Source organism: Pseudomonas sp. UBT, from assembly GCF_050915955.1.
In the GTDB taxonomy this organism is placed as follows: domain Bacteria; phylum Pseudomonadota; class Gammaproteobacteria; order Pseudomonadales; family Pseudomonadaceae; genus Aquipseudomonas; species Aquipseudomonas antarctica_A.
In genome coordinates this window covers 2,589,491-2,614,550 of sequence record NZ_CP168079.1, presented here as the reverse complement: position 1 = coordinate 2,614,550, position 25,060 = coordinate 2,589,491, and the positions used below count along the sequence as shown (strand labels likewise).

The window sequence follows — 25,060 nt, the reverse complement described above, 5'->3', positions numbered from 1 at the left end:
CATGAAAAGCACCTCATGAACGCTGCCCCGCAAGACGAACCAGGCGAAGACATCACCCAAGCCCTCGAAGACGGCTGGCTGCCGATTCGTGAAGTGGCACGCCAGACCGGCGTCAACGCTGTGACGCTGCGCGCCTGGGAACGCCGCTACGGCTTGATCGTGCCCCAGCGCACGCCCAAAGGTCATCGGCTGTTCAGCGCCGAACACGTGCAACGCATCCACACCATCCTCACCTGGCTCAACCGCGGCGTACCGGTCAGCCAGGTAAAAAACCTTATCGACACCGCCCAAATCAGCCCCGACACCGTCGAAAACGAATGGCACGCGTTGCGCCAGAACCTGGTGACCGCGATCAGCGACTTGGCCGAGCGCCGGGTCGACGACGCGTTCAACCAGGCCATGGCGCTCTACCCGCCACGTACCTTGTGCGAGCAATTGATGCTGCCGCTGCTGCAAGAGCTCGAACAACGCTGGCAGGGCCAATTCGGCGCGCAGATGGAACGGGTGTTTTTCCTGTCATGGCTGCGCAGCAAGTTCGGCGCGCGGATCTACCACAACAATCGCCAACTGCAAGGCGCCCCGCTGCTGCTGGTCAACCACTCCGACCTGCCCCTGGAGCCGCACCTGTGGCTCAGCGCGTGGCTCGCCAGCAGCGCCGATTGCCCCGTGGAAGTGTTCGATTGGCCTTTGCCGTCCGGTGAATTGGCATTGGCCGTGGAACACCTGCAACCGCGTGCCGTGCTGCTGTATTCGAGCAAGGCCCTGCACCTGCCCTCGCTCCCGAAACTGCTGGGCGGCGTCAGTTGCCCAACATTGATTGCCGGACCAACGGTATGCATCCACCAGGCCGAGTTAGCCGTATTAACCCGTGACACCCCTGAATTGTTCGTGGCCGAAGACCCGTTGTCGGCCCATCAGATACTGATCCAGCGTGGACTTCTTTAAATGCATTTGATCTGGCTGCGCACCGACCTGCGCCTGAACGACAACACCGCCCTGGCTGCCGCGAGCCAGCGAGGCCCGGTCGTTGCCGTGTACCTGATCAGCCCCGAACAATGGCTGGCCCACGATGACGCGCCCTGCAAAGTCGACTTTTGGCTGCGCAACCTGCAGCACCTGGGCCAGGCGCTCGGCGCATTGAACATTCCCTTGCTGATCCGCACCGCCGCGACCTGGGACCAGGCCCCCGCCGTGCTGAGCACGCTGTGCCGGGAACTGTCGATTGAGTCGGTGCACGTCAACGAGGAATACGGCATCCACGAGAGCCGCCGCGATGCCGCCGTCGCCAAAGCTCTGGAAGCCGACGGCGTGACGTTCCACCCTTATCTGGACCAGCTGTTTTTCCAACCCGGCAGTGTGTTGACCAAAACCGGCACCTACTTCCAGGTCTTCAGCCAGTTCCGCAAAGTCTGCTACAACCGCCTGCACAGCGCCCTCCCGCGCCTGGTAGCAACGCCAAAAGCCCAAGCCAAAACGCACGTGAAAAGCGACCCCGTCCCCACACAGGTTGAAGGGTTCCAGCCGCCCAGCGAAACCTTGCGGGCGCTCTGGCCCGCCGGTGAGGACGAAGCCAGACGCCGTCTCGACGCTTTCGCCGACCAGCAGATCAGCTACTACAAGGACGAACGCGACTTTCCGGCCAAACCCGGCACCAGCCAGCTTTCCGCCTACCTCGCTGCCGGTGTGGTTTCACCGCGACAGTGCCTGCATGCCGCCTTGCAGACCAACCAGGGCGAGTTCGAAAGTGGCAATGTGGGCACGATCACCTGGATCAACGAGCTGCTATGGCGCGAGTTCTACAAACATATCCTGGTCGGCTATCCAAGGGTCTCGCGCCATCGCGCCTTCCGCCCCGAAACCGAAGCAGTGGCCTGGCGCGACGCGCCCAAAGACCTCGCCGCCTGGCAGGAAGCGCGCACCGGCCTGCCGATCATCGACGCGGCCATGCGCCAATTGCTGGAAACCGGCTGGATGCACAACCGCCTGCGCATGGTGGTAGCGATGTTCCTGACCAAGAACCTGTTGATCGACTGGCGCGAGGGCGAGCGTTTTTTCATGCGTCACCTGATCGACGGCGACCTGGCGGCCAACAACGGTGGCTGGCAGTGGAGCTCATCCACCGGCACCGACTCGGCGCCTTATTTCCGAATTTTCAGCCCGCTGAGCCAGTCGGAAAAATTCGACAGTGAAGGCGTGTTCATCAAGCACTGGCTACCCGAACTGGCCGCGCTGAATAAAAAGGAAGTGCACAACCCCGAGGCCGTCGGCGGCCTGTTCGGTGTGGCGCACTACCCGCGCGCAATTGTAGACCTGAAGCAATCCCGTGAACGGGCATTGGCCGCTTTCCGCAGCCTGCCCTCGCGCGAAGCGGTCGGAGGTTTACATGAGTGACTTCCTGCCCCGGTTCGCCCAGGCCTTTGCGACGCTGGACAAGCACAACCTGCACCTGCTCGACGGCCTGTACAGCAAGGACATCGCCTTTACCGACCCGCTGCATGAAGTGCATGGCTTACCGGCGATGCACCGCTACTTCGCCGAGCTGTACAGCAATGTCAGCCAGCTGCGTTTCGACTTTCACGGCTTCGACCAAGTGGCCGAAGGCGAAGGCTACTTGCGCTGGAAAATGAGTTTTTGCCACCCGCGACTGAACCGCGGAAAAGTGATACGCGTGGAAGGCTGCTCACACCTGATGTGGCGCGACAAGGTGTACCGCCATCGTGACTATTTCGATGCCGGTGCCTTGCTCTATGAACACCTGCCAATACTCGGCCCCGCAGTCCGTTGGCTGAAAAGGAGAATGGGATGAGCCTGACACCGCCCCGCCGATATTGGCTGACCGGCGCCAGCAGTGGCATCGGTGCCTCGCTGGCCGTGGAGTTGCTCAACAGCGGCGCCCACGTAGCCCTCAGCTCGCGCACAAAAGGCCCGCTGGAAGCACTCGCCCAACGTTATCCAGGACAAGTGCTGGTGGTGGCCGGCGACCTGACCAACAGCCAGACCGTGCGCGAGATTGGCGAGCACATCAGCGTGGTTTGGGGCTCACTGGACACGGTGATCCTCAACGCCGGCACCTGTGAATACGTGGACGCCCGGCAGTTTGACGCCTCCATCGTCGAGCACGTGGTGCGCACCAACCTGCTGGCAAGCGCTTATTGCATTGAAGCCGCGCTGCCACTGTTACGCGCCGGGCAATCACCGCACCTGGTGGGCGTGGCCAGCGCCGTGACTTACCTGCCGATGCCACGTGCCGAAGCCTATGGCGCGTCCAAAGCCGGGCTGCGCTACCTGTTCGAATCCCTGCGCATCAGCCTGTCGTCCGAGAACATCGACGTCACGGTCATCAGCCCGGGTTTTGTCGACACGCCGCTGACCGAGCGCAACGATTTCCCGATGCCCTTGAGCTGGTCAGCCGACAAGGCCGCGAAACATATCTTTGCCAAGCTGGGCAAACGCCCGCTGGAAATCGCCTTTCCCGCGCTGTTTATCGCCACCCTGTGGCCGCTGTCGAAGCTGCCCAACCGCGTCCAACTGATCATCGGCAAACGCATGCTGCGCAGCCCTCCGCCGCAGAAGGACAGACTGTGAAGATCGCCATTATCGGCAGCGGGATCGCCGGGCTGACCAGCGCGTACCTGCTCAGCCGCCGCCATGACATCAGCCTGTTCGAAGCGGGCGAGCGGATCGGCGGGCATACCCACACGGTCAACGTCACCGTCGAGGGCAAAAGCTATGCGGTGGACACCGGCTTTATCGTGTTCAACGACTGGACCTACCCCAACTTCATCCGCCTGCTTGGGCAGATCGGTGTGAAGTTCAAGCCCACCGAGATGAGCTTTTCGGTGTGTGACCAGAATGCCGGGTTCGAGTACAACGGCAACAACCTCAACAGCCTGTTTGCGCAACGGCGCAATATTCTGTCGCCTGGGTTCTGGGGCATGTTGCGCGACATTTTGCGCTTCAACCGCCAAGCGCCGCTGGACCTGCAAGAGCAGCGGATCAGCGCGCAGATGACCCTCGGCGACTACCTCGAAGCCGGCGGTTACGGCCCGCGGTTTATCCGGCATTACATCGTGCCGATGGGCGCAGCGATCTGGTCGATGTCCCTGGCCGACATGCTGGGGTTTCCGCTGCAATTCTTTGTGCGTTTCTTCAAGAACCACGGCTTGCTGTCGATCAGCAACCGGCCACAGTGGTGCGTGATCGAAGGGGGCTCCAGCAGCTACATCGAGCCGCTGACACGCAGTTTTCGCGAGCAGATCCGCCTCAATTGCCCTGTGCATAAAGTAGAACGCACAGACGACGGCGTGGTTATCCACAGCCCTGCCGGCAGCGAAACATTTGATCGCGTGGTGTTCGCCTGTCACAGCGATCAGGCCCTGGCCATGCTGGCCGACCCGAGCCAGGCCGAACAAGAGATCCTCGGCGCATTGCCCTACGCCGACAATGATGTGGTGCTGCACACCGACACGCGCCTGTTGCCGGACCGCAAACTGGCCTGGGCCAGCTGGAATTACCGGCTGACCGGCACTGCGCAAACCCAGGCCGCCGTCACCTACGACATGAACATCCTGCAAGGTATCGACAGCGCCACCACCTTCTGCGTCAGCCTGAACCAGACGCCGATGATCAACCCGCTGAAAATCCTCGCGCGCTACACCTACGCCCACCCGCAATACAGCCTTGCCGCTGTGGACGCCCAAGGGCGTTGGGAAGAATTGCTCGGTGCGCGCAATACGTTTTATTGCGGCGCTTACTGGGCCAACGGTTTCCATGAAGATGGCGTGGTCAGCGCATTGCGCGTGGCCCAAGCCTTTGGAGAAACCCTGTGAACAGCGCCCTGTACAGCGGCTGGATCGCCCATCGCCGGTTTGCGCCCAAGGCCCATGCCTTTCGCTACCGCATCGGCCTGCTGTACCTGGATTTAAGCGAACAAGACGAAGTGCTCGGCTTGTCGCCGCTGGCCGGCACGAGCTGGCTGGCGCCCTTCGGCTTTCGCCAGCAGGATTACCTGCGTGAATTTACCCGCCACGGCATGAGCTTGAGCGATGCCGTGCGCCAGGAAGTCGGCAAGGCCTTGGGGCGTACACCCCAGGGCGTTATCTGCCTGCTGACCCAGGCCCGCAGTTGGGGCCTGGCTTTTAACCCGGTGAGTTTCTTCTACTGTTTCGAGGCCGATGGCCAACTGGCCGCGATCCTGTGTGAAGTGACCAACACCCCATGGCGCGAGCGCTATCACTACGTGCTGCCGGCCCAGGCCCTCGGCGCGGGTGAGCATCAGCACTTCGCCGTGGCCAAGGCCTTCCATGTCTCGCCGTTTTTGCCGCGCGACCTGGAATACCGCATGAGCTTCAGCCCGCCCGCCGCCAAGCTCGGCGTGCACATGGCCGATTGGCAAGGCGAGTTGAAAGTCTTCGACGCCACCTTGAGCCTGCACAAAGAAGCGCTCAACCGCGCCAGCCTGCATCGCTACCTGTGGCGCTTTCCGTGGATGACCGCCAAAACCTGCCTCGCCATTTACTGGCAGGCCATGCGCCTATTGCTCAAAAGAACACCGATTTTTCCCCATCAGGCCGCCGATGGCGCCTCTCGCACCGCAGTCGGGTATACCAAGGATCGCCGCCATGAAATCCCCTAGCTTATCGGTCAAAACCAACCGCCTGAACGTCAACGGCATGACCAGCGCGCTGCTGCGCAAGGCGGTGCTGCGTCAACTCAGCCAGCTGCGCCACGGCCAGTTGGTGGTGATCGAGGACGGCGAACGCCAAGTGTTCGGCGCACGCGAAGCGCACCTGCTGGGGGAAATCCAGATCCTCGATTCAGCGGTATGGGGCCTGGTGGCGGCCAACGGTTCGATAGGCGCCGGCGAGGCGTTTATTCACGGTTACTGGACCACGCCGGACCTGACTTCGGTGGTGCGCGTGATGGTGAGTAACCTGGAGGTGCTCGACGCCATGGAAGGCGGGCTGGCGCGCCTGGCACGGCCGTTCACCCAAGGTCTGCACTGGCTCAACCGCAATACACGCAAAGGCTCACAGAAAAACATCGCCGCCCACTACGACCTGGGCAACGACCTGTTCGAAGAATTCCTCGACCCGACCATGATGTATTCGGCCGCGCAATTTCTGACGCCCGACGACACCCTGGAACAGGCGCAACTGAACAAGCTGGAACGCATCTGCCAGAAGCTTGCGCTCAAACCCACTGACCATTTGCTGGAAATCGGCACCGGCTGGGGCAGCATGGCGTTGTACGCGGCGCAGCATTATGGCTGCAAAGTCACCACCACAACCTTGTCCAAAGAACAGTTTGCCTACACCGAAAAACGCATCGAGGCCTTGGGGCTCAAGGACCAGGTGACCCTGTTGTTGCAGGACTACCGCGACCTGACCGGCCAGTACGACAAGCTGGTGTCCATCGAGATGATCGAAGCGGTGGGCCATCGCTTCCTGCCGACCTACTTCAAGCAGTGCGCGCACTTGCTCAAGAGCGACGGGTTGATGTTGCTGCAAGCCATCACTATTCGTGAACAGCGCTTCGAGCAGGCCAAGAACAGCGTCGACTTCATCCAGCGCTATATTTTCCCCGGTGGCGCCCTGCCCTGTGTGCAAAACATGCTGCACATCGTCAGCCGCGACACCGACATGAACCTGCTGCACATGGAGGACTTCGGCCTGCACTACGCGAAAACCTTGCGCCTGTGGCATGAGAACTTTCGTCGCGCCCATGGCCGCCTCGCAGAGCTGGGCTACGATGAGTACTTCCTGCGCTTGTGGGAATTCTATTTGTGCTATTGCGAAGGCGGATTCATGGAACGAACAATTGGCACCGCGCAACTGCTGCTGGCCAAGCCGGCGGCCATCAACCCGCCATTGCTCGGGCGTTTCAGTGCTTAAACCGCTGGCGAATGCCGTGCTGTTCCAGTGCGGCTGGTTTGCCTGCGTACTGGGCGGTGACAGCCGATGGCTGCTGGTAGCGGGCGCAGTGCTGGCCATCCACCTGCTGTGGATAAGTGCATGGTCTGCGGAGGGGCAAGTGATCCTCGCCGTGACCCTGCTGGGCACCGTCATCGACACCTCGCTGCGCACCTTTGGCGTCTTTCACTTCAGCTTTCCGGGGCCACTGATACCTTTCTGGCTGGTGCTGCTGTGGGCATTGCTGGCGACCACGCTGCGCCATTGCCTGGCCTGGAGCGCGCAGCCCTGGTGGCGCGCCAGCTTATTAGGTGCGATGGGCGGGCCGTTGTCTTATTACGCTGGCAGCCAATTGGCCGGTGTGAGTTTCGGGTACGGCACTGTGCCGACCATGATCGGCCTGGGCCTGCTTTGGGCGATCCTGTTCCCGGTGATGCACTGGATCGCACGGCAACTCGGGCACTGACGTCCGTCAGTGCAATCACACGCTGTTGATGCGCTTGCCTTACACTGCGCGCCTATGACTAACATCCCGCACACTCAAATCACCGAACCCGCCGTCACCTGCTCGACGTGCGCGGCCTGTTGCTGCCAGCTGGAAGTCATGCTGATCACCGACACGGGCGTGCCGGAGCGTTATATCGATACCGACGATTGGGGCGGCGAAGTGATGCTGCGCCTGGATGACGGCTGGTGCGCGGCGCTGGATCGGGACACGATGATGTGCACGATTTACGAGCGACGCCCGCTGATCTGTCGGGAATTCGAGATGGGCGCACCGGAGTGCTTGACCGAGCGCGAAGGGATTGCGACGGCTTACCGCTGAACCTGAGACCGATGAAAATCAAAATGTGGGAGCGGGCTTGCTCGCGAAGGCAGAGTGTCAGTCACCGAAGAGTTGACTGATACACCGCTTTCGCGAGCAAGCCCGCTCCCACATTTAATTTTGCGCCGGTCTGAAAAGTCGTCTCTAACGCATTACAACGCCAACGTGTAGTGCAACGAATAGCTCTCTACCCCGTCGTTATTGCTGCTGATACCCGCGTTGGAATAGTGCGTGGCGCGGATGCCCACTTCATGCCCACCGGCAAAGCGCAAACCAAAGCCCAGGCGGTCTTCGAACTGGAAGGCCTGGCCGATGTTGTTGTCTTCGACCCGCGTACGTGAGAACACGGCCACGCCGATCCCCGCCTCGATATAGGGTTTGACCGACTGACCGGCAAACTCGTACACAAATACCGGCGAGAATGACAGGCTGCTCACACTGGCGCGCTTGTCGCCATCCCAATACGTGTAGGCGCCGCTCCAATAGCCCGTCAGTCGGCCGGTATCGCTCTGCCACCAGCTCTTATCCCAATCCGACGTCAGCCCAAGTCGATAGGTCATGGTCGACTCACTGGTGCTCCCCACACCCAATTCCAGGCCGGCAGCCTGCGCCGAAACCGAGTGCCCTACCACCACGGCCGCAATCGCAGCCAAACAGAACAAGCGCTTCATAAGAAACAGTCCTTTGAGAACGAAGTTGTATGGTTTTGTACAAGCTAACTCGTTATAGAAGCTGGCGTGGTGTCAGAAGTTCAGCTTCTAACGCCGACGTTTCACGAATTTTTCACGAACCAAAACTACGCACAACTCCAGGAGATTTCCATAGTGTCGGTAGGATATTTCTTAGGTGATCGACGTCACCGCTGGTCCAGAACTGTGCAGTCTCAGGGTTTGCGCCAGCCAGGAGGTTGCGCTCACCCAGCAGCCGCTTGAGCTGACGCGCCACGGCGGCGCCGGTGTCGATCAGGATGATGCTTGGGGGAAGCATCTGCGCCAGGAGCGGCTTGAGGAAGGGGTAATGGGTGCAGCCGAGAATGATGGTGTCGCAACCGGCGCTGAGCAGCGGCTCGACATAACCCTGCAACATCTGGCGCAGGGCGGCACTCTTGAGGTCACCGGTTTCAATCAACTCCACCAGCCCTGGGCACGGTTGGGTAATGACCCGCACATCGGTGGCAAAGCGGTCGAGCAAGGCGGCAAATTTGGCGCTTTGCAGGGTGCCGGTGGTGGCGAGTACACCGACCACGCCACTGCGGGTGGCGGCAGCCGCCGGCTTGACCGCGGGCTCCATGCCCACCAGGGGCCAGCCGGGATAGTCCTGGCGCAAATCGGCCACGGCGGCGACGGTCGCAGTGTTGCAGGCAATCACAAAGGCTTTGGCACCCTGCTCGCGGAAAAACTTCGCGACGGTACGGGCGCGCTCGAGAATGAACGCCGGAGATTTCTCGCCATACGGGATATTCCCGCCGTCAGCCACGTACAGCAGCGACTCATGGGGCAGCAACTGCTGGATTTCATCCAGCACCGACAGGCCGCCGACGCCGGAATCGAACACACCAATTGGCGCATCCTTAACCATGTTGGGTCCCACACACGCTGCAACCCGGGTCGCGTTTGACGCGCAATTCGCGAAAACGCGTGGTCAGGGCATCAATCAGCAACAGCCGCCCCACCAACGGCTCACCGAAACCGGCCAGCAGTTTCAAGGCTTCCAGTGCTTGCAGGCTGCCGACCACGCCCACCAACGGGCCGACGACGCCGGCCTCGCTGCACGTCAGTTCAGTGTCGCTGCCGTGCCCATACAAACAGTGGTAGCAAGGGCTTTCGGCGCGGCGCGGATCAAACACCGACAGTTGCCCCTCCAGGCGAATCGCCGCGCCGCTGATCAATGGCTTGCCGGCAGCGACGCAGGCGGCGTTGACGGCTTCGCGGGTCGAGAAGTTGTCGCTGCAGTCGAGCACCACATCGACGCCCCCCACCGCCGCCGCCAGTGAATCGGCATCCAGCGCTGTGCGATGGGCGAGCAGTTTGACGTCCGGGTTGATCGCCGTGAGACGACGCATGGCCGAATCGACCTTGGTCTGCCCGACGCTGTCCGTGTCGTGGATGATCTGGCGTTGCAGGTTGGTCAGGTCGACGCTGTCGAAGTCGGCCAGGTGCAACTCGCCCACACCGGCGGCGGCCAGATACAACGCAACTGGCGCGCCCAACCCACCAAGGCCGACGATCAGCGCGCGGCCATTTTTCAGGCGCAACTGGCCTTCGATGTCGACATGCTGCAACAGAATCTGTCGGCTATAGCGCAACAGCTCCTGATCGCTCAGCACAGGCGGCGCCCCAGGGTGATGCGTTCGTGGCCGCCGAGGTCGATACGGCTGTGTACGTCTTCAAAGCCTTCGCCCAGTAACAAGTCACGCACGGCAGCGGCTTGATCATAGCCATGCTCAAGCAACAGCCAACCACCGGCGTTCAGGTGGGCCGGGGATTGGGCGATGATCAACCGCAAATCGTCCAGGCCGTCATGGCCGGCCACCAGGGCACTGGCGGGCTCAAAACGCACGTCACCGGCCACCAGATGGGGATCGTTATCGGCAATGTACGGCGGGTTGCTGATGATCAGATCGAAGGTTTGGCCTTGCAGGGCGCTGAACCAATGGCTGTTCAACACCGTGGCGTTCTTCAGGTGCAGGCGCTGGCGATTGCGCTCGGCCAGGGCCACGGCTTCCAGCACGCGGTCTACCGCCATGACCTGCCAGGCCGGGCGTTCACTGGCCAGGGCCAGGGCGATGGCGCCGCTGCCGGTGCCCAGGTCGAGAACCCTGGCAGGGTTGGCAGGCAACAGTTCCAGCGCGGCTTCCACCAGCAGCTCGGTTTCCGGACGCGGGATCAGCGTATGAGGCGCAACCTCCAGGTCCAGCTTCCAGAAGCCTTGTTGGCCGAGGATATACGCCACTGGCTCACCGCCACGACGACGTTGCAGGTAGTCGGCAAAGGTCAGCGCATCTTCGCTGCTGACGATCTTTTCCGGCCAGGTGTGCAGGTAGCTGCGCGACTTGCCCAGGGCAGCGGCCAGCAACAACTCCACATCCAGGCGCGCGGTGGGCGAGTCAGGCAGGTCGGCGGCGCGCAGAAGGCTGGCAATGATGGTCATTTATTCACCTATCGCCGCCAATTGATCGGCCTGGTATTCGGCGAGCAAGGGCTCGATCACCGCATCTACGCCACCGGCGAGAATCTCGTCGAGAGAGTAAAGGGTGAGGTTGACCCGGTGGTCGGTGACCCGGCCCTGGGCAAAGTTGTAGGTGCGGATGCGCTCGGAGCGGTCGCCCGAACCCACCAGCAACTTACGCTCGCTGGCAATCGCGTTGGCGGCGGCGCTGGTCTGCTGGTCGTTGAGCTTGGCCGACAGCCAGGACATGGCCCGCGCACGGTTCTTGTGCTGGGAACGTTCTTCCTGGCACTCCACCACGATGCCCGACGGCAAGTGAGTGATACGGATCGCCGAGTCGGTCTTGTTGACGTGCTGACCACCGGCGCCCGAAGAGCGGTACGTGTCGACGCGCAAGTCCGCCGGGTTGATCTCGATGGCTTCCTGCTCGTCCGGCTCGGGCAACACGGCCACGGTGCACGCCGAGGTGTGGATACGGCCCTGGGATTCGGTCGCCGGAACCCGCTGCACGCGGTGCGCGCCGGATTCGAATTTCAGCTTGCCGTAGACATTGTCGCCTTCAACCCGGGCGATCACTTCTTTATAGCCGCCGTGTTCGCCTTCGTTCTCGGACAGAATCTCGACGCGCCAGCCACGGCGCTCGGCATAGCGCGAGTACATACGGAACAGGTCGCCGGAGAAAATCGCCGCCTCGTCGCCACCGGTGCCGGCGCGGATTTCGAGGAACACGTTGCGCCCGTCGTTGGGGTCTTTGGGCAGCAACATGCGCTGCAGGTCGCCTTCCAGCTCGGCCAGTTTGTCCTTGGCTTCACGGACTTCTTCCACGGCCATTTCGCGCATGTCCGGGTCGCTGTCCTTGAGCAGCGCCTGGGCGCCTTCGAGGTCGGCCTGCACCTTCGTCAGGTTTTTGTAGGTAGCCACAATCGGCTCAACTTCGGCGTATTCCTTGGAATAGGCGCGGAACTTGGTCTGATCGGAGATGACCTCGCCATCACCGAGCAAGGCGGTCAGTTCTTCGAAACGGTCCTGGAGCACGTCCAGTTTATTGAGCAGTGACGCTTTCATTGCGGTTTTTTATCCGAAGAGCTATCTGACGCGCCCTCACCGAGGGCAAAGAGTTCCTGGGCCATGGCCAGCGCATCAAGGCGGCCTTCGGCAGTAAGCTTTTTCAACTGAACGCTGGGGGCGTGGAGCAACTTGTTGGTCAAGCCACGGGCCAGTTGCATCAACACCTCTTCGGCGCTGCTGCCGTTGGCCAGCAAACGCTGGGCCTTGACCAACTCCTCATCGCGCAGGCGTTCACCTTGCTGACGATAAGCCTTGAGCACGTCCACTGCCGCCAGTTCACGCAGGCGCACCATGAAGTCTTCGGCGCCGGTACTGACCATTTCCTCGGCAGCCTGGGCAGCACCCTGGCGACTCTTGAGGTTTTCGGCGACCACTTCGTGCAAATCGTCGACGCTATAGAGGTAAACGTCGTCCAACTCGCCGACTTCTGGCTCGATATCCCGGGGAACGGCAATATCCACCATGAAAATCGGCTTGTGCTTGCGCAGCTTCAATGCGCTCTCCACCGCACCTTTGCCAAGGATCGGCAACTGGCTGGCGGTGGAGCTGATGACGATATCGCTGCGCACCAGTTCGGCCGGGATCTCCGAGAGCAGCACGGCATGCGCACCGAACTGTTCGGCGAGAATGCTCGCGCGCTCCAGGGTGCGGTTGGCGACCACAATACGCTTCACGCCCAGGTCGTGCAGGTGGCGGGCGACCAAAGTGATGGTTTCACCGGCGCCGATCAGCAGGGCCTGGCTGCGCTGCAAGTCGCTGAAAATCTGTTTGGCCAGGCTGACGGCAGCAAACGCCACGGACACCGGATTTTCACCGATGGCGGTGTCGGTGCGCACTTGCTTGGCCGAATTGAACGTGGCCTGGAACAGGCGACCCAGCAGCGGGCCCACGGTTCCGGCCTCGCGGGCCACGGCGTAGGCGGATTTCATCTGGCCGAGGATCTGCGGCTCGCCCAACACCAGCGAGTCGAGCCCTGAGGCAACGCGCATCATGTGACGAACTGCCGCATCCTCTTCGTGCACATACGCACTGGCGCGCAGGTCCTCGAGATCCAAATGGTGATAATCGGCCAGCCAGCGCAGCACCACATCCGCTGAAAGATGTTCCTGCTCTATATAAAGCTCACTGCGATTGCAGGTCGAAAGGATCGCAGCTTCGCGGCTGTCGGTGAGCCGGCAGAGCTGCTGCAAGGCCTCAACCAACTGCTCGGGCGTAAACGCCACGCGCTCGCGCACGTCTACGGAAGCAGTCTTGTGGTTAATACCGAGTGCAAGGAAGGCCATTCAATATCGCTGATGATGTCGGGAAGCCGACAATTGTCCTACTTCGAATGATTCAGAACAACCACCGTAGGCTATTGTCCTAATGCCTTGTGTCTATAAAGGCACCCACTGAGACTCGGTTATGTTTGGCCGAAGGCTTGTGTCATGATGATCCGACCGCAGGTTAGTCGTCCTCTTCCTATATGAATAGATCTTCCGCGTTGCTCCTTGCTTTTGTCTTCCTCAGCGGCTGCCAGGCCTTGGCCCCCGTGTCGCCGGACGGTACGCCGCCGGTGGAAGACAGCACCCCCGCCCCTGAAAAGCCCAAGGTTTATTCCTCGTTCAATGAAGAAACGATCTACAGCCTGCTGACGGCGGAACTCGCCGGCCAGCGCAATCGTTTCGATATTGCCCTGGATAACTACGTGACCCAGGCCATCAATACCCAGGACCCAGGCATTTCGGAGCGTGCATTTCGCATCGCCGAATACCTGGGCGCTGACCAGGCCGCGCTGGACACATCGCTGATCTGGGCGAAAAACGCACCGGACGATCTGGAAGCGCAGCGCGCGGCCGCCGTTCAACTGGCGCGCGCCGGGCGTTATGACGACTCCATGGTCTATATGGAGAAAGTCCTGCAGGGCAAGGGCGACACGCATTTCGACTTCCTCGCGCTGTCGGCTGCCGACACCGACCAGGACACTCGCAATGGCCTGATGAAGAGTTTCGACCGCCTGCTGCAAAAACATCCGAAGAACAGCCAGTTGATTTTCGGCAAGGCGCTGCTGTTGCAACAGGATGACGAAGCCGACGCCGCGCTGAAGCTGCTGGAGCAGAACCCGCCCGAAGACGGCGAGATCGCCCCGATTTTGCTGCGCGCACGCCTGCTGCAAAACCTCAATCGCGGCAAGGAAGCGATTCCACTGCTGGAAAAAAGCATCAAAAAGTACCCGGACGACAAGCGCCTGCGCCTGACATATGCGCGCACGCTGGTTGAGCAGGACCGCATGGAGGACGCCAAAGTGCAGTTCGCCAACCTGGTCCAGCAATACCCGGACGACGATGAATTGCGCTACTCGCTGGCACTGGTATGCCTGGAAGCCAAGGCCTGGGACGAGGCCAAGGGCTACCTTGAGGAGCTGATCCAGCGCGAAAGCCATGTGGACTCCGCGCATCTTAACCTCGGCCGTATCGCTGAAGAGCGCAACGACCCACAGGCGGCCCTGCTCGAATACGCCCAGGTCGGCCCTGGCAATGACTACCTGCCGGCCCAACTGCGCCAGGCCGACATTCTGATGAGCAACGGTCGCACCGACGAGGCGGAAAAACGCCTGGCGGCAGCACGCGACGCCGAACCTGACTACGCCATCCAGTTGTACCTGATTCAGGCCGAAACCCTGTCAGCCAACAAACAGGGCGAACGCGCCTGGAAGTTGCTGCAACAAGCGTTGCTGCAATACCCGGACGACTTGAACCTGCTGTACACCCGTGCCATGCAGGCGGAAAAACGCAATGACCTGGCGCAAATGGAGAAAGACCTGCGCCTGATCATCAAGCGCGATCCGGACAACGCCATGGCGCTGAACGCCTTGGGTTACACCCTGTCTGACCGTACTACGCGATACGCCGAAGCCAAGGCGCTGATCGAGCACGCCCACAAGCTCAACCCGGAAGACCCGGCCGTGCTCGACAGCCTGGGCTGGGTCAATTACCGACTGGGCAACCTGGACGAGGCCGAGCGTTTGTTACGCCAGGCACTCGAGCGCTTCCCCGATCAGGAAGTCGCCGCTCACCTGGGCGAAGTGCTCTGGGCCAATGGCAAACAACGCGAAGCGCGACAAATCTGGGAAAAATTCCTCAAGGAACAACCCGAAAGCCCCATCCTGCGCGGCACCATCAAGCGCCTGACCGGATCTGAGACCCTTTAAATTTATGTTTTTGCGCCACGTCATTGTTTTCAGTTTGATCGCCTTGCTCGCCGGTTGCGCGGGCATTGGCAGCCGTGAATCCGTTGAAGGCCAGGGCAACCAGGCGCAATGGAAACAGCACAAAGAGCAGCTCAGCAGCATCGACGGCTGGCAGATCGACGGCAAGGTCGGCGTTCGCGCGCCGAAAGATTCCGGCAGCGGCACGTTGTTCTGGCTGCAGCGCCAGGACTATTACGACATTCGCCTGTCAGGGCCACTTGGCCGTGGCGCGGCGCGCCTGACCGGTCGACCTGGGCAAGTGAGCCTTGAAGTGGCGAACCAGGGTCGCTATGAAGCAACGACGCCGGAAGCCTTGCTGGAAGAACAGATGGGCTGGAAATTGCCGGTGTCCCACCTGGTCTGGTGGGTGCGCGGCTTGCCCGCGCCGGACAGCAAGAGCCGCCTGAGCCTCAACGGCGACAGTCGCCTGGCCACTCTGGAGCAGGATGGCTGGCAGGTTGAGTACCTCAGCTACGTGCAACAGGGCGCTTACTGGCTGCCCGAGCGCATCAAACTGCATGGCACCGACCTTGACGTCACGTTGGTGATCAAGGAATGGCAACCGCGCAAGCTGGGGCAATAACGTGACCGTCGCCACATTGACCCTGCCCTCCCCAGCCAAACTCAATTTGATGCTGCACATTCTGGGGCGCCGTGAAGACGGCTACCACGAGTTGCAGACGCTGTTTCAATTTCTCGACTACGGCGATGAGCTGACCTTCGCCGTACGCGACGATGGCGTGATCCAGCTGCATACCGAATTTGAAGGCGTGCCCCACGACAGCAATCTGATCGTGAGAGCCGCGAAAAAAATCCAAGAGCAATCCGGTTGCCCGCTCGGCATCGACATTTGGATCGATAAAATTTTGCCTATGGGCGGTGGCATCGGTGGCGGCAGCTCAAATGCCGCGACCACGCTGCTCGGCCTGAATCACTTGTGGCAACTGGGTTGGGGCCTCGATCGCCTGGCCACGCTGGGCCTGACACTGGGCGCCGACGTCCCGGTTTTCGTGCATGGGCACGCGGCTTTTGCCGAGGGCGTGGGCGAGAAACTCACCCCGGAATACCCCGAAGAGCCGTGGTATGTCGTGCTTGTTCCGCAAGTATCTGTAAGTACAGCAGAAATTTTTTCAGATCCACTGTTGACACGTAACTCTCCTCCCATTAAAGTGCGCCCCGTTCCCAAGGGAAACAGTCGAAATGACTGCTTACCGGTTGTAGCAAGGCGTTATCCAGATGTACGTAACGCTTTGAATTTGTTAGGTAAATTTACCGAAGCAAAATTAACCGGAACTGGAAGTTGTGTGTTTGGGGGCTTCCCAAACAAAGCTGAAGCTGATAAAGTCTCGGCCCTTCTTACAGAGACCCTTACAGGGTTTGTAGCAAAGGGAAGCAACGTTTCGATGTTGCATCGCAAGCTGCAAAGTCTGCTCTAAAGGAACCGAGTACTGGGTACTCGTTGCAACAAATACAGGGGCGTCGCCAAGCGGTAAGGCAGCAGGTTTTGATCCTGCCATGCGTTGGTTCGAATCCAGCCGCCCCTGCCATTTTCTAATACTCATCCAGGTTACCCTCAGCCTCTAGGTACTGCGCGTGTCCAAGATGATGGTCTTTACGGGGAACGCTAACCCCGATCTGGCTCGACGTGTCGTACGTCAGCTGCATATCCCTCTCGGTGACATCTCTGTCGGTAAGTTCTCCGACGGCGAAATTACAGCCGAGATCAATGAAAACGTCCGCGGTAAAGACGTCTTCATTATTCAGCCGACTTGCGCTCCGACCAACGATAACCTGATGGAACTCGTCGTGATGGCTGATGCCTTCCGCCGCTCCTCAGCGACTCGAATCACAGCTGTAATCCCTTACTTTGGTTATGCCCGTCAGGATCGCCGTCCGCGTTCCGCACGTGTGGCTATCAGCGCGAAAGTCGTCGCTGACATGCTGACCGTGGTAGGCATCGACCGTGTTCTCACGGTTGACCTGCACGCTGACCAAATCCAGGGGTTCTTCGATATTCCGGTAGATAACATCTACGGCTCCCCAGTATTGGTGGATGACATCGAAGATCAGCGCTTTGAAAACCTGATGATCGTGTCCCCGGACATTGGTGGCGTCGTGCGTGCACGGGCTGTTGCCAAATCCTTGGGCGTGGATCTCGGGATCATCGACAAACGCCGTGAAAAAGCTAATCACTCCGAAGTGATGCATATCATCGGTGATGTCGAAGGGCGTACCTGTATTCTGGTTGATGACATGGTCGACACCGCCGGCACTCTGTGCCACGCGGCCAAAGCCTTGAAAGAGCACGGTGCTGCAAAAGTCTTCGCCTACTGCACACACCCTGTGCTGTCGGGCCGAGCGATCGAGAACATCGAGAACTCCATGCTGGACGAACTGGTGGTGACTAACACCATCCCGTTGTCCGCAGCAGCTCAAGCCTGTTCGCGTATCCGTCAATTGGATATCGCACCGGTAGTTGCCGAAGCGGTTCGCCGCATCAGCAACGAAGAATCGATCAGCGCGATGTTCCGTTAAGGGTCAGCCCTTACGAAACATCCACTGACGAAAAGCGCCCCGCCCCAGCATTCTGTTGGGGCGGGGCTTTTTTGCCCATATCGCCTTTAGCGCTGGTCGCAAACGCTGGGGCGAATGTGGTTATTTTGGAGATACAACATGAACGATTTTACTTTGAATGCTGAACTGCGTTCCGACCTGGGGAAAGGTGCGAGCCGCCGCCTGCGTCGTCTCGCAAGCCTGGTTCCAGCTGTAGTTTACGGTGGCGAAAAAGCCCCTGAATCCATCAGCATGCTGGCTAAAGAAGTTGCCAAACTGCTCGAAAACGATGCGGCCTACAGCCACATCATCGAGCTGAACGTTGGTGGCAAGAAGCAGAACGTCATCATCAAGGCACTGCAACGTCACCCAGCTAAAGGCCACGTGCTGCACGCTGACTTCGTACGCGTAGTAGCCGGTCAGAAACTGACCGCTATCGTGCCTGTACACTTCGTTGGTGAAGAAGCCCCGGTCAAGAAAGGCGGCGAAGTTTCGCACGTTGTTGCCGAGATCGAAGTGACCTGCCTGCCGAAAGACCTGCCTGAGTTCATCGAAGTCGACCTGTCGGCTCTGGAAATCGGCGACATCGTTCACCTGTCCGACCTCAAAGCCCCTAAAGGCGTTGAGTTTGTTGCACTGGCTCACGGTGATGACAAAGCTGTTGCAAACGTTCACGCTCCACGCGTTGCACCAGAAGCTGAAGAAGGCGCTGCAGAGTAATTCACTCTGTATTGCCGGTGCTTGAGGAAACATCGCGGACCGGAACGTAGCGAGAAAGCGGGCGACAACGCGAAGTTTATCTCTGGATAAGTTAGCTCCTGCCGTCCACTTTCGCCGCACTTAGGTCTGGCGATGTTATCCACAACTCCAAAGGAAGGGCCCCTGTCGTGACTGCCATTAAACTGATCGTTGGCCTGGGAAATCCAGGCGCCGAATACGAACAGACCCGGCATAACGCGGGGGCCCTTTTTGTTGAGCGTATCGCCCACGCCCAAGGTGTGAGCCTTACGGCTGATCGCAAATATTTTGGCCTGACCGGGCGCTTCTCGCACCAGGGTCAGGATGTTCGTCTGCTGATTCCCACCACCTACATGAACCGCAGCGGCCAGGCTGTCGCGGCGCTTGCGGGCTTCTTCCGGATAAAACCCGAAGAAATCCTGGTGGCCCATGACGAACTGGACTTGCCACCCGGCGTTGCCAAACTCAAGTTGGGCGGCGGGCATGGCGGCCACAATGGCCTGCGCGACATCATTGCGCAGTTGGGCAATCAGAATAATTTTTACCGTCTGCGGCTCGGCATTGGCCACCCAGGCGTTGCCAGTATGGTTTCAAATTTCGTCCTGGGTCGTGCGCCACGCGCCGAACAGGAAAAACTCGATGCCAGCATCGACTTTGCCCTCGGCGTGCTGCCGGATATCTTCGCCGGTGAATGGAACCGTGCGATGAAAAACCTGCACAGCCAGAAGGCCTGACTCTTACCGAGGGGAAACACCATGGGATTCAATTGCGGCATCGTCGGCCTGCCCAACGTCGGCAAATCCACCCTGTTCAACGCCTTGACCAAATCCGGTATTGCGGCGGAGAACTTCCCCTTCTGCACCATCGAACCCAACAGCGGCATCGTGGCCATGCCGGACCCGCGCCTGCAAGCGCTGGCGGCCATCGTCAATCCCAAGCGCATCCTGCCGACCACCATGGAATTCGTCGACATCGCGGGCCTGGTGGCCGGCGCGTCGAAAGGTGAGGGTCTGGGCAACAAGTTCCTGGCCAACATCCGTGAAACCGATGCCATTGCCCACGTGGTCCGCTGCTTTGAAGACGAGAACGTGATTCACGTCTCCAACAGTGTCGACCCGAAACGCGACATCGAGATCATCGACCTGGAACTGATCTTCGCCGACCTCGACAGCTGCGAAAAGCAACTGCAGAAAGTCGCGCGTAACGCCAAGGGCGGCGACAAGGACGCAGTGGTCCAGAAAGGCCTGCTGGAGCAACTGATCGCTCACTTCACCTTGGGCAAACCAGCGCGCAGCCTGATGAAGAGCATGAATGCCGACGAAAAAGCGGTGATCAAAGGCTTCCATCTGCTGACCACCAAGCCGGTGATGTACATCGCCAACGTTGCTGAAGACGGCTTCGAGAACAACCCGCTGCTCGACGTGGTCAAGGCTATTGCCGACGAAGAAGGCGCCATCGTTGTTCCGGTGTGCAACAAGATCGAAGCAGAAATTGCCGAGCTGGATGACGGCGAAGAGAAAGACATGTTCCTCGAGGCCCTCGGCCTGGAAGAACCTGGCTTGAACCGTGTAATCCGTGCGGGCTACGAAATGCTGCACCTGCAGACTTACTTCACTGCCGGTGTCGAAGAAGTCCGCGCGTGGACCGTCAAAGTCGGTGCCACTGCACCACAGGCCGCTGGCGTGATCCACACCGACTTCGAAAAAGGCTTTATCCGCGCCGAAGTCATCGCCTACAACGACTTCATCCAGTACAAGGGTGAAGCCGGTACCAAGGAAGCCGGTAAATGGCGCCTGGAAGGCAAGGAATACATCGTCAAGGATGGCGACGTGATGCACTTCCGTTTCAACGTGTAAGCGTTACCTGCGGCGTTCGTCGCAAACAAAAAGCCGATGCACTGCATCGGCTTTTTTGTGGCTGCTGTTTGGCACCGCCGTAACGTGATATAGGCCTTCACGTCTTTAACCCAACAAAACAAACCTCATCTAATCTACCGAACTTTAAGTTTAATCCTACGAATAAACCTGGCACTTTCCGACTCCGACACTTGAACTAACCTTTTTGCAGTGTCCGCCTCAAAACCTCAATACAACCCGAGACGTTTTCCTACTTAAAGAACAGTGACACTCCGGATAAATTACGGTTTACTGCGCCCCCCGTTGAATACCGCTCTACTCATAGTGAAGTGATAGCAAAATGTCGGCCGCCTACCAAAAGGAAAGTGAACTAGACGCCCCATTCATTGAGGACGTAGATATTGAAAGCACACTCAATACGACTGCCGCACTCAATGTTGACATCTTGTTACTGGGGGAAACCGGTACCGGCAAAGATACCTTGGCGCAACGGATACATCGCCTGTCCGGCCGACGCGGAAACTTCGTTGCCGTCAACTGCGCCGCCATCCCGGAAAGCCTCGCGGAGAGCCAGCTCTTCGGTGTCAACAGCGGCGCCTATACCGGTGCAGTGCAGTCACGGGCCGGTTTTATCGAGACCGCACACCTGGGCACGCTGTACCTGGATGAAATCGACAGCATGCCGCTCTCGCTGCAAGCCAAATTGCTGCGTGTGCTGGAAGCCCGCGGTGTGGAGCGCCTGGGGTCAACCCGCTTCATCCCTGTGAACATGCGAGTCATCGCCTCCGCCCAGCAGTCACTGCATGAGATGGTCGAACAAGGCACATTCAGGCGTGACCTGTACTTCCGCCTGAATGTCGTCAACATCAAGCTCTCCCCCCTGCGAGAACGGCACGAGCGGATTGTGCCCTTGTTCCTCGACATGGTTCGACAGGAGGCCGATAACTTCAACTACGCCGCCCCTCTCGCCTCCAATGAATTGCTTCAACAACTGCTATGTCACACCTGGCTGGGCAACGTGCGCGAACTGCGCTCTACGGCCAAACGCTTTGTACTGGGGCTGCCACCGCTCACAGTGCCGGCGGTGGAAGCCCAGGAAACACCACTGAACTTGAAAGACCGCTTACAACAAATAGAGAAAATACTGATTGAAGAGTCGCTGCGCCGTCATGCGCATAACGTAGAGGAGGTGGCGGTTGAACTGCGCATCGCCAAACGCACGCTCTACTACAGGATGAAACAATTGGATATATCACTGAATTGATGTCAGTCGCTGCCACAGCAAAGAAATACAATTTTAAATATCCACAGATGAAATATTTGGAACGCTTTTGTTGGTAGGGGCCACACAGTTAAAGTGCCAAGAGTTCTCAGTGTCTGCATTCTGCGCAGAGAAAAGCTTGGCTGAACATTAATCTCTCATACACCAACAACGGAGTCATCAACATGGATATCAGCAGTATTTCCTCACTTCTCCAGTCTCTCAGCGGCTCGCTTATCGGCGGTAACGGGAAGAACGAGGACTTGGAAGAGCAGCGCGACCAAATGCAACGTAAATCCTTCGAGCGAAGCAACAAGGTTTACGAAACGAACGAGGCCAAAAAGAACGCTGAAGCAGTGCGATAACTCGCTAACCTCTCCTGCCTGTCGGCAGGAGAGGCTTCTTCCATCACTCGTGAAGGCCCTTTATGCGTGTAGAACGTAACCTCATGTCGGGTAACAACGGCGCCCTGAACCCCTCCCACACTCAAGAGTCGACACTCCCCCGGGAAGACGTGAGTTTTTTCAGCTCACAGCTGGAAGGTTCGGCACGCCCCGTCACCGCTTCATCAGCCTCCCCGTCCTCGAACCTACTGATCGACGCATCCAATCAACTGATCAAGTCGACCACCGGCTTGAGCAAGGGTCTGCGTGCCTACAGTACCGGTAACAAGGAAAAGGACAGCGCCAACTATGCCGGCAACCTTTCAGACACCATGCTGCTTACCCAGGTGCTGACCAAGAGCGTCGGTAAAACCGCCCAATTCCTCGAAAAAATCAGCAACCTGCAGTAGGTAAAAATGATCCGTCTCCTGACCCCGGGCCTCATGTTATCGCTGGTACTCATGCTGAGCGGCTGCGGTGAAAGTGTTGAATTGCACCGTCAACTGTCCGAACAGGAAGCCAATGAGGTCATTGCGGAACTGGCGGACAAACACATACGCGCACAAAAAATCCCGGCCAAAGAGGGGGTGACTGTTCGTGTCAGCGCCTCGGACATCAGCCGAGCGGTTCGTACGCTGGAAGCCGCCGGGCTGCCCAAGGTTGCACGTGTCACGATGGGGCAAACCTTTCGCAAGGAGGGCGTCATTTCCACCCCTCTGGAGGAACGCGCTCGTTACATCTATGCCTTGTCCCAGGAGCTCGAAGCCACCCTGTCGAACATCGACGGCGTTATCGTCGCACGCGTTCACGTCGTGCTGCCCGAACGTGTCGCGCCAGGGGAACCGGTACAGCCCGCCTCCGCATCGGTGTTTATCAAGCATGATCCAAGGCTTGAGCCCGACAATATTCGCGCCCGTGTACGCCGTATGGTCGCCAGCAGCATCCCCGGCATGTCGACTGCGGTGGATAACTCACAAAAACTGACAGTGGTTTTTGTGCCGTCCACAGCCTATACGGAGCAACAACGACTGGGCTATTTCGGGCCTTTCCTTCTCCCGGAAAGCGACGTCGCGTTCTGGCGCGCCTGCGTAGCGTTTTTAGTGGTCGGTAGCGTGCTGGCGGTGGCCGGCGGACTGTTCTGGCGTAACCGAAAGCGCGCGCAAGCGACACCCAATGGGGCAACGTTGCCCGATGAGTGAACAACGGGCCTGGGCCCAATGGTGGGCCCTTCCCTGGGAGGCCTCGCACGCAGATTGGCGTGTACTTGACCAGGAAAGCGTGGACGCACTTTGTCGTGCCCAGCACACGCGGATCAGCAAGCTCCTGGGCATCGAGCCCTGCCTGCCGCCGCCGCCTCACACCACCGTACTTCGGCTGGCCCTCGCCTCAACCGAACAACTCAACCAGATGCTGGCTCTGCTGGGCAACACCTGTCATCGCCCTCTCGACGGAACGGTAAGCGACATCCATCACCTGTGGTGCCTGCGTCTCTCCAAAGCGTTAAGCCCTGAAGCGTTGTTGCAGCCTGACGACGATCCACTGCAGCTCCTGCGTGCCTGGGTCCCGCCTGCCATATGGCAACGGCTTCGCTTACGTTTTTCACGCCCACGGGTGCAGCAAATGGAAGCAACATCTCACTCACTCGAAGACGCACACAGCCGGCTCGACACACTCTGGCAAGCCATCGTCTGGCGGGTGACGACCACGCGCGACGAAGACTTCCTAAACTGAAAGAGCTGCCCCACGATGCTATGCCGACGCAAAATTGACTTATACGACAGCTCTGCCGGCCAGGCACCTGTCTTGATTACCCAGGAAATGCTCAGGGAAAGCGCTCAAGCCAGCCAAATGCTCGAGCGTGCCAAAGCCCAGGCAGATGAGGTGTTGAGCCAGGCAGCAGAACAGCGCGACGCCCTGCTTGAGCAAGCGCACCAGGCGTTTTGGCAACGGGCCAACGCCCAGCTCGAAGAGTGGGAACACCAACGCCAGGTCCTGTGCGACAACCTGGAGCGATACGCCACGTCGATCGCCGACCAGGCGCTGTGTTGCCTACTGGACGACATTCCTCCCGCGCAACGCCTCAGCGCCCTGATCAAACGATTGATGGCCACACAGCTTCCTAACGTCACCGCGACCCTCCTGTGTCACCCGCAGGAAGTGGAGAGTCTGAAGCAATCGCTCGCCATGCTGGACATCACCCACTGGGTACTTCGCGCGGATGACCGGGTTAGGCCGCAGACACTGGTACTGGAAACAGACGAAGGCGACTTTCGTATCGATTGGGCCTCGATGCGCAAGATATTGCTCGTTACCGAAGCCGCATTTTCAAGTGAGCGTCCTGGGTGAAACGTGGCAATCCTTAGCGTTCAAAAACGTTAATCCGCATGGAACTGGTGGCGATCTGCACGCCACATAGTTCATACACATCACGAGTAAATGTTTATGGAATTCTACGCAAACCTGAAGAGCCAACTGTTGCGACGAAGCGACCTTGAAAAAAATCGGGCGGAAACGGCGATGGCGGATCCGGACATAGACGAAGCCGATGTCGACCTTTTCGAACTGGGCCTGCAGCAACGTAACGCCAAGTGGGCTTTTCACGAACAGATCCGTGCCAAACACATGCTGCTCAAAACTGCGCTCGACGGCGTGCAGTAAGTTGAACGCCCTGATCATCCACTGGGCGCGGGGTCGCGAAGACTCACTCACCCTGTTTGAAGACGGCCACGCAATTACCCTGCAACGCCTGCCGGGCACACTGCGATTAGGTGTCCAACTGACGCTGCACAGGCCCGATAACGCGCAACTGGAAACCTGGATGCGGCCAGGTGAACCCAGCCTGAACCACTTCCAGGGCGCCCTGGCGCAAGCGCCGGACAGTGGCGCGCTGTGGCTGGTCCAGTGCCTGCCCCTACCGGATGATCTGGATGACAAGCACGTCTTGAGCGGCGTCGAAAACCTGCTCAACCAACGTGACGCCTGGCGCGCGATGATCGCGCGCCAACTTCGGCCGGCACTCCCGCGCCCCTCTTTGTCGCTACGCTCGCTGGCGCATTAATCAGAGAAC

30 protein-coding genes and 1 tRNA gene are annotated in these 25,060 nt (G+C 59.4%); 25 read left to right on the top strand and 6 right to left on the bottom strand.

Annotation, left to right across the window (positions count from 1 at the left end):
- Nucleotides 1-15 precede the first annotated feature (15 nt).
- Genes ACDZ94_RS12000 through ACDZ94_RS11960 form a run of 9 tightly spaced genes read left to right on the top strand, consistent with a single transcriptional unit; the run spans nt 16 to nt 7,737 of the window.
- Entirely contained in the window at nt 16-945 is a 930-nt protein-coding gene (locus ACDZ94_RS12000) for a MerR family transcriptional regulator (protein WP_064450620.1), read from the top strand.
- Entirely contained in the window at nt 946-2,391 is a 1,446-nt protein-coding gene (phrB, locus tag ACDZ94_RS11995) for a deoxyribodipyrimidine photo-lyase (protein ID WP_432750205.1), read from the top strand.
- Entirely contained in the window at nt 2,384-2,806 is a 423-nt protein-coding gene (locus ACDZ94_RS11990; RefSeq protein WP_064450618.1) for a nuclear transport factor 2 family protein, read from the top strand. Before phrB ends, ACDZ94_RS11990 begins: the two co-directional genes overlap by 8 nt.
- A complete protein-coding gene (locus tag ACDZ94_RS11985) occupies nt 2,803-3,585 on the top strand; it encodes an SDR family NAD(P)-dependent oxidoreductase (RefSeq protein WP_064450617.1) in 783 nt (260 codons plus the stop codon). The genes ACDZ94_RS11990 and ACDZ94_RS11985 overlap by 4 nt, the downstream gene beginning before the upstream one ends.
- Nucleotides 3,582-4,829: an NAD(P)/FAD-dependent oxidoreductase gene (locus ACDZ94_RS11980; protein WP_064450616.1), complete on the top strand. Its 1,248-nt coding sequence runs from the start codon at nt 3,582-3,584 to the stop codon at nt 4,827-4,829. The genes ACDZ94_RS11985 and ACDZ94_RS11980 overlap by 4 nt, the downstream gene beginning before the upstream one ends.
- Nucleotides 4,826-5,635, top strand: a complete 810-nt coding sequence (locus ACDZ94_RS11975; protein ID WP_432750204.1) for a DUF1365 domain-containing protein — start codon at nt 4,826-4,828, stop codon at nt 5,633-5,635. Before ACDZ94_RS11980 ends, ACDZ94_RS11975 begins: the two co-directional genes overlap by 4 nt.
- Nucleotides 5,622-6,893 (top strand): SAM-dependent methyltransferase, encoded by a 1,272-nt coding sequence (locus tag ACDZ94_RS11970; protein WP_064450614.1) that lies wholly within the window; start codon nt 5,622-5,624, stop codon nt 6,891-6,893. The genes ACDZ94_RS11975 and ACDZ94_RS11970 overlap by 14 nt, the downstream gene beginning before the upstream one ends.
- The gene (locus ACDZ94_RS11965) at nt 6,886-7,377 is read left to right on the top strand and encodes a DUF2878 domain-containing protein (RefSeq protein ID WP_064450613.1); all 492 of its coding nucleotides are present in this window, start codon (nt 6,886-6,888) and stop codon (nt 7,375-7,377) included. The genes ACDZ94_RS11970 and ACDZ94_RS11965 overlap by 8 nt, the downstream gene beginning before the upstream one ends.
- A gap of 54 nt (nt 7,378-7,431) precedes the next feature.
- Entirely contained in the window at nt 7,432-7,737 is a 306-nt protein-coding gene (locus tag ACDZ94_RS11960; RefSeq protein ID WP_016977069.1) for a YkgJ family cysteine cluster protein, read from the top strand.
- A 152-nt stretch (nt 7,738-7,889) separates the two neighbouring features.
- On the opposite strand, the gene ACDZ94_RS11955 is transcribed toward ACDZ94_RS11960, so the two are convergent.
- The 6 genes from ACDZ94_RS11955 to hemA all read right to left on the bottom strand — a co-directional run bounded on the left by ACDZ94_RS11955 (nt 7,890) and on the right by hemA (nt 13,256).
- A complete protein-coding gene (locus ACDZ94_RS11955) occupies nt 7,890-8,408 on the bottom strand; it encodes an acyloxyacyl hydrolase (protein WP_064450612.1) in 519 nt (172 codons plus the stop codon).
- A 112-nt stretch (nt 8,409-8,520) separates the two neighbouring features.
- The gene (gene murI, locus ACDZ94_RS11950) at nt 8,521-9,315 is read right to left on the bottom strand and encodes a glutamate racemase (RefSeq protein ID WP_432750203.1); all 795 of its coding nucleotides are present in this window, start codon (nt 9,313-9,315) and stop codon (nt 8,521-8,523) included.
- A complete protein-coding gene (locus ACDZ94_RS11945; RefSeq protein WP_259763074.1) occupies nt 9,308-10,063 on the bottom strand; it encodes a molybdopterin-synthase adenylyltransferase MoeB in 756 nt (251 codons plus the stop codon). Before ACDZ94_RS11945 ends, murI begins: the two co-directional genes overlap by 8 nt.
- Nucleotides 10,057-10,887: a peptide chain release factor N(5)-glutamine methyltransferase gene (gene prmC / locus ACDZ94_RS11940; RefSeq protein ID WP_221293887.1), complete on the bottom strand. Its 831-nt coding sequence runs from the start codon at nt 10,885-10,887 to the stop codon at nt 10,057-10,059. Before prmC ends, ACDZ94_RS11945 begins: the two co-directional genes overlap by 7 nt.
- A complete protein-coding gene (prfA, locus tag ACDZ94_RS11935) occupies nt 10,888-11,970 on the bottom strand; it encodes a peptide chain release factor 1 (protein ID WP_053131841.1) in 1,083 nt (360 codons plus the stop codon).
- Entirely contained in the window at nt 11,967-13,256 is a 1,290-nt protein-coding gene (hemA, locus tag ACDZ94_RS11930) for a glutamyl-tRNA reductase (protein WP_064450607.1), read from the bottom strand. Before hemA ends, prfA begins: the two co-directional genes overlap by 4 nt.
- A 182-nt stretch (nt 13,257-13,438) precedes the next feature.
- Between hemA and ACDZ94_RS11925 the strand changes: the two genes are divergently transcribed.
- The 16 genes from ACDZ94_RS11925 (at nt 13,439) to ACDZ94_RS11850 (ending at nt 25,051) form a co-directional block, all read left to right on the top strand.
- Nucleotides 13,439-15,163: a tetratricopeptide repeat protein gene (locus ACDZ94_RS11925; protein ID WP_064450606.1), complete on the top strand. Its 1,725-nt coding sequence runs from the start codon at nt 13,439-13,441 to the stop codon at nt 15,161-15,163.
- Nucleotides 15,164-15,167: 4 nt separating this feature from the next.
- Complete coding sequence (gene lolB, locus ACDZ94_RS11920; RefSeq protein ID WP_064450605.1) at nt 15,168-15,785, top strand: lipoprotein insertase outer membrane protein LolB; 618 nt, start codon at nt 15,168-15,170, stop codon at nt 15,783-15,785.
- A gap of 49 nt (nt 15,786-15,834) precedes the next feature.
- Complete coding sequence (gene ispE, locus ACDZ94_RS11915) at nt 15,835-16,638, top strand: 4-(cytidine 5'-diphospho)-2-C-methyl-D-erythritol kinase (RefSeq protein ID WP_237140909.1); 804 nt, start codon at nt 15,835-15,837, stop codon at nt 16,636-16,638.
- 36 nt (nt 16,639-16,674) lie between these two features.
- A tRNA-Gln gene (locus tag ACDZ94_RS11910) sits at nt 16,675-16,749 on the top strand.
- Nucleotides 16,750-16,795: 46 nt separating this feature from the next.
- Nucleotides 16,796-17,737, top strand: a complete 942-nt coding sequence (locus ACDZ94_RS11905; protein ID WP_003208392.1) for a ribose-phosphate pyrophosphokinase — start codon at nt 16,796-16,798, stop codon at nt 17,735-17,737.
- Between the two features lie 138 nt (nt 17,738-17,875).
- A complete protein-coding gene (locus ACDZ94_RS11900) occupies nt 17,876-18,475 on the top strand; it encodes a 50S ribosomal protein L25/general stress protein Ctc (RefSeq protein WP_064450603.1) in 600 nt (199 codons plus the stop codon).
- 167 nt (nt 18,476-18,642) lie between these two features.
- Nucleotides 18,643-19,227 (top strand): aminoacyl-tRNA hydrolase, encoded by a 585-nt coding sequence (gene pth, locus ACDZ94_RS11895; protein ID WP_053254257.1) that lies wholly within the window; start codon nt 18,643-18,645, stop codon nt 19,225-19,227.
- 21 nt (nt 19,228-19,248) lie between these two features.
- Nucleotides 19,249-20,349: a redox-regulated ATPase YchF gene (ychF, locus tag ACDZ94_RS11890; protein ID WP_064450602.1), complete on the top strand. Its 1,101-nt coding sequence runs from the start codon at nt 19,249-19,251 to the stop codon at nt 20,347-20,349.
- A 340-nt stretch (nt 20,350-20,689) separates the two neighbouring features.
- The gene (locus ACDZ94_RS11885; protein WP_064450601.1) at nt 20,690-21,613 is read left to right on the top strand and encodes a sigma 54-interacting transcriptional regulator; all 924 of its coding nucleotides are present in this window, start codon (nt 20,690-20,692) and stop codon (nt 21,611-21,613) included.
- Between the two features lie 182 nt (nt 21,614-21,795).
- Entirely contained in the window at nt 21,796-21,975 is a 180-nt protein-coding gene (locus tag ACDZ94_RS11880; RefSeq protein ID WP_064450600.1) for a hypothetical protein, read from the top strand.
- Nucleotides 21,976-22,037: 62 nt separating this feature from the next.
- A complete protein-coding gene (locus ACDZ94_RS11875; protein ID WP_262666980.1) occupies nt 22,038-22,403 on the top strand; it encodes a hypothetical protein in 366 nt (121 codons plus the stop codon).
- 6 nt (nt 22,404-22,409) lie between these two features.
- Nucleotides 22,410-23,192, top strand: coding sequence for a type III secretion system inner membrane ring lipoprotein SctJ (sctJ, locus tag ACDZ94_RS11870; protein ID WP_262666978.1), 783 nt, complete (start codon nt 22,410-22,412; stop codon nt 23,190-23,192).
- Nucleotides 23,185-23,724, top strand: a complete 540-nt coding sequence (locus tag ACDZ94_RS11865; protein ID WP_432750202.1) for a type III secretion protein — start codon at nt 23,185-23,187, stop codon at nt 23,722-23,724. Before sctJ ends, ACDZ94_RS11865 begins: the two co-directional genes overlap by 8 nt.
- A gap of 72 nt (nt 23,725-23,796) precedes the next feature.
- Entirely contained in the window at nt 23,797-24,339 is a 543-nt protein-coding gene (gene sctL, locus ACDZ94_RS11860) for a type III secretion system stator protein SctL (RefSeq protein ID WP_432750201.1), read from the top strand.
- A 96-nt stretch (nt 24,340-24,435) separates the two neighbouring features.
- Nucleotides 24,436-24,651, top strand: coding sequence for a hypothetical protein (locus ACDZ94_RS11855; RefSeq protein WP_262666975.1), 216 nt, complete (start codon nt 24,436-24,438; stop codon nt 24,649-24,651).
- Between the two features lies 1 nt (nt 24,652).
- The gene (locus ACDZ94_RS11850; RefSeq protein ID WP_432750200.1) at nt 24,653-25,051 is read left to right on the top strand and encodes a type III secretion protein; all 399 of its coding nucleotides are present in this window, start codon (nt 24,653-24,655) and stop codon (nt 25,049-25,051) included.
- Nucleotides 25,052-25,060 lie beyond the last annotated feature (9 nt).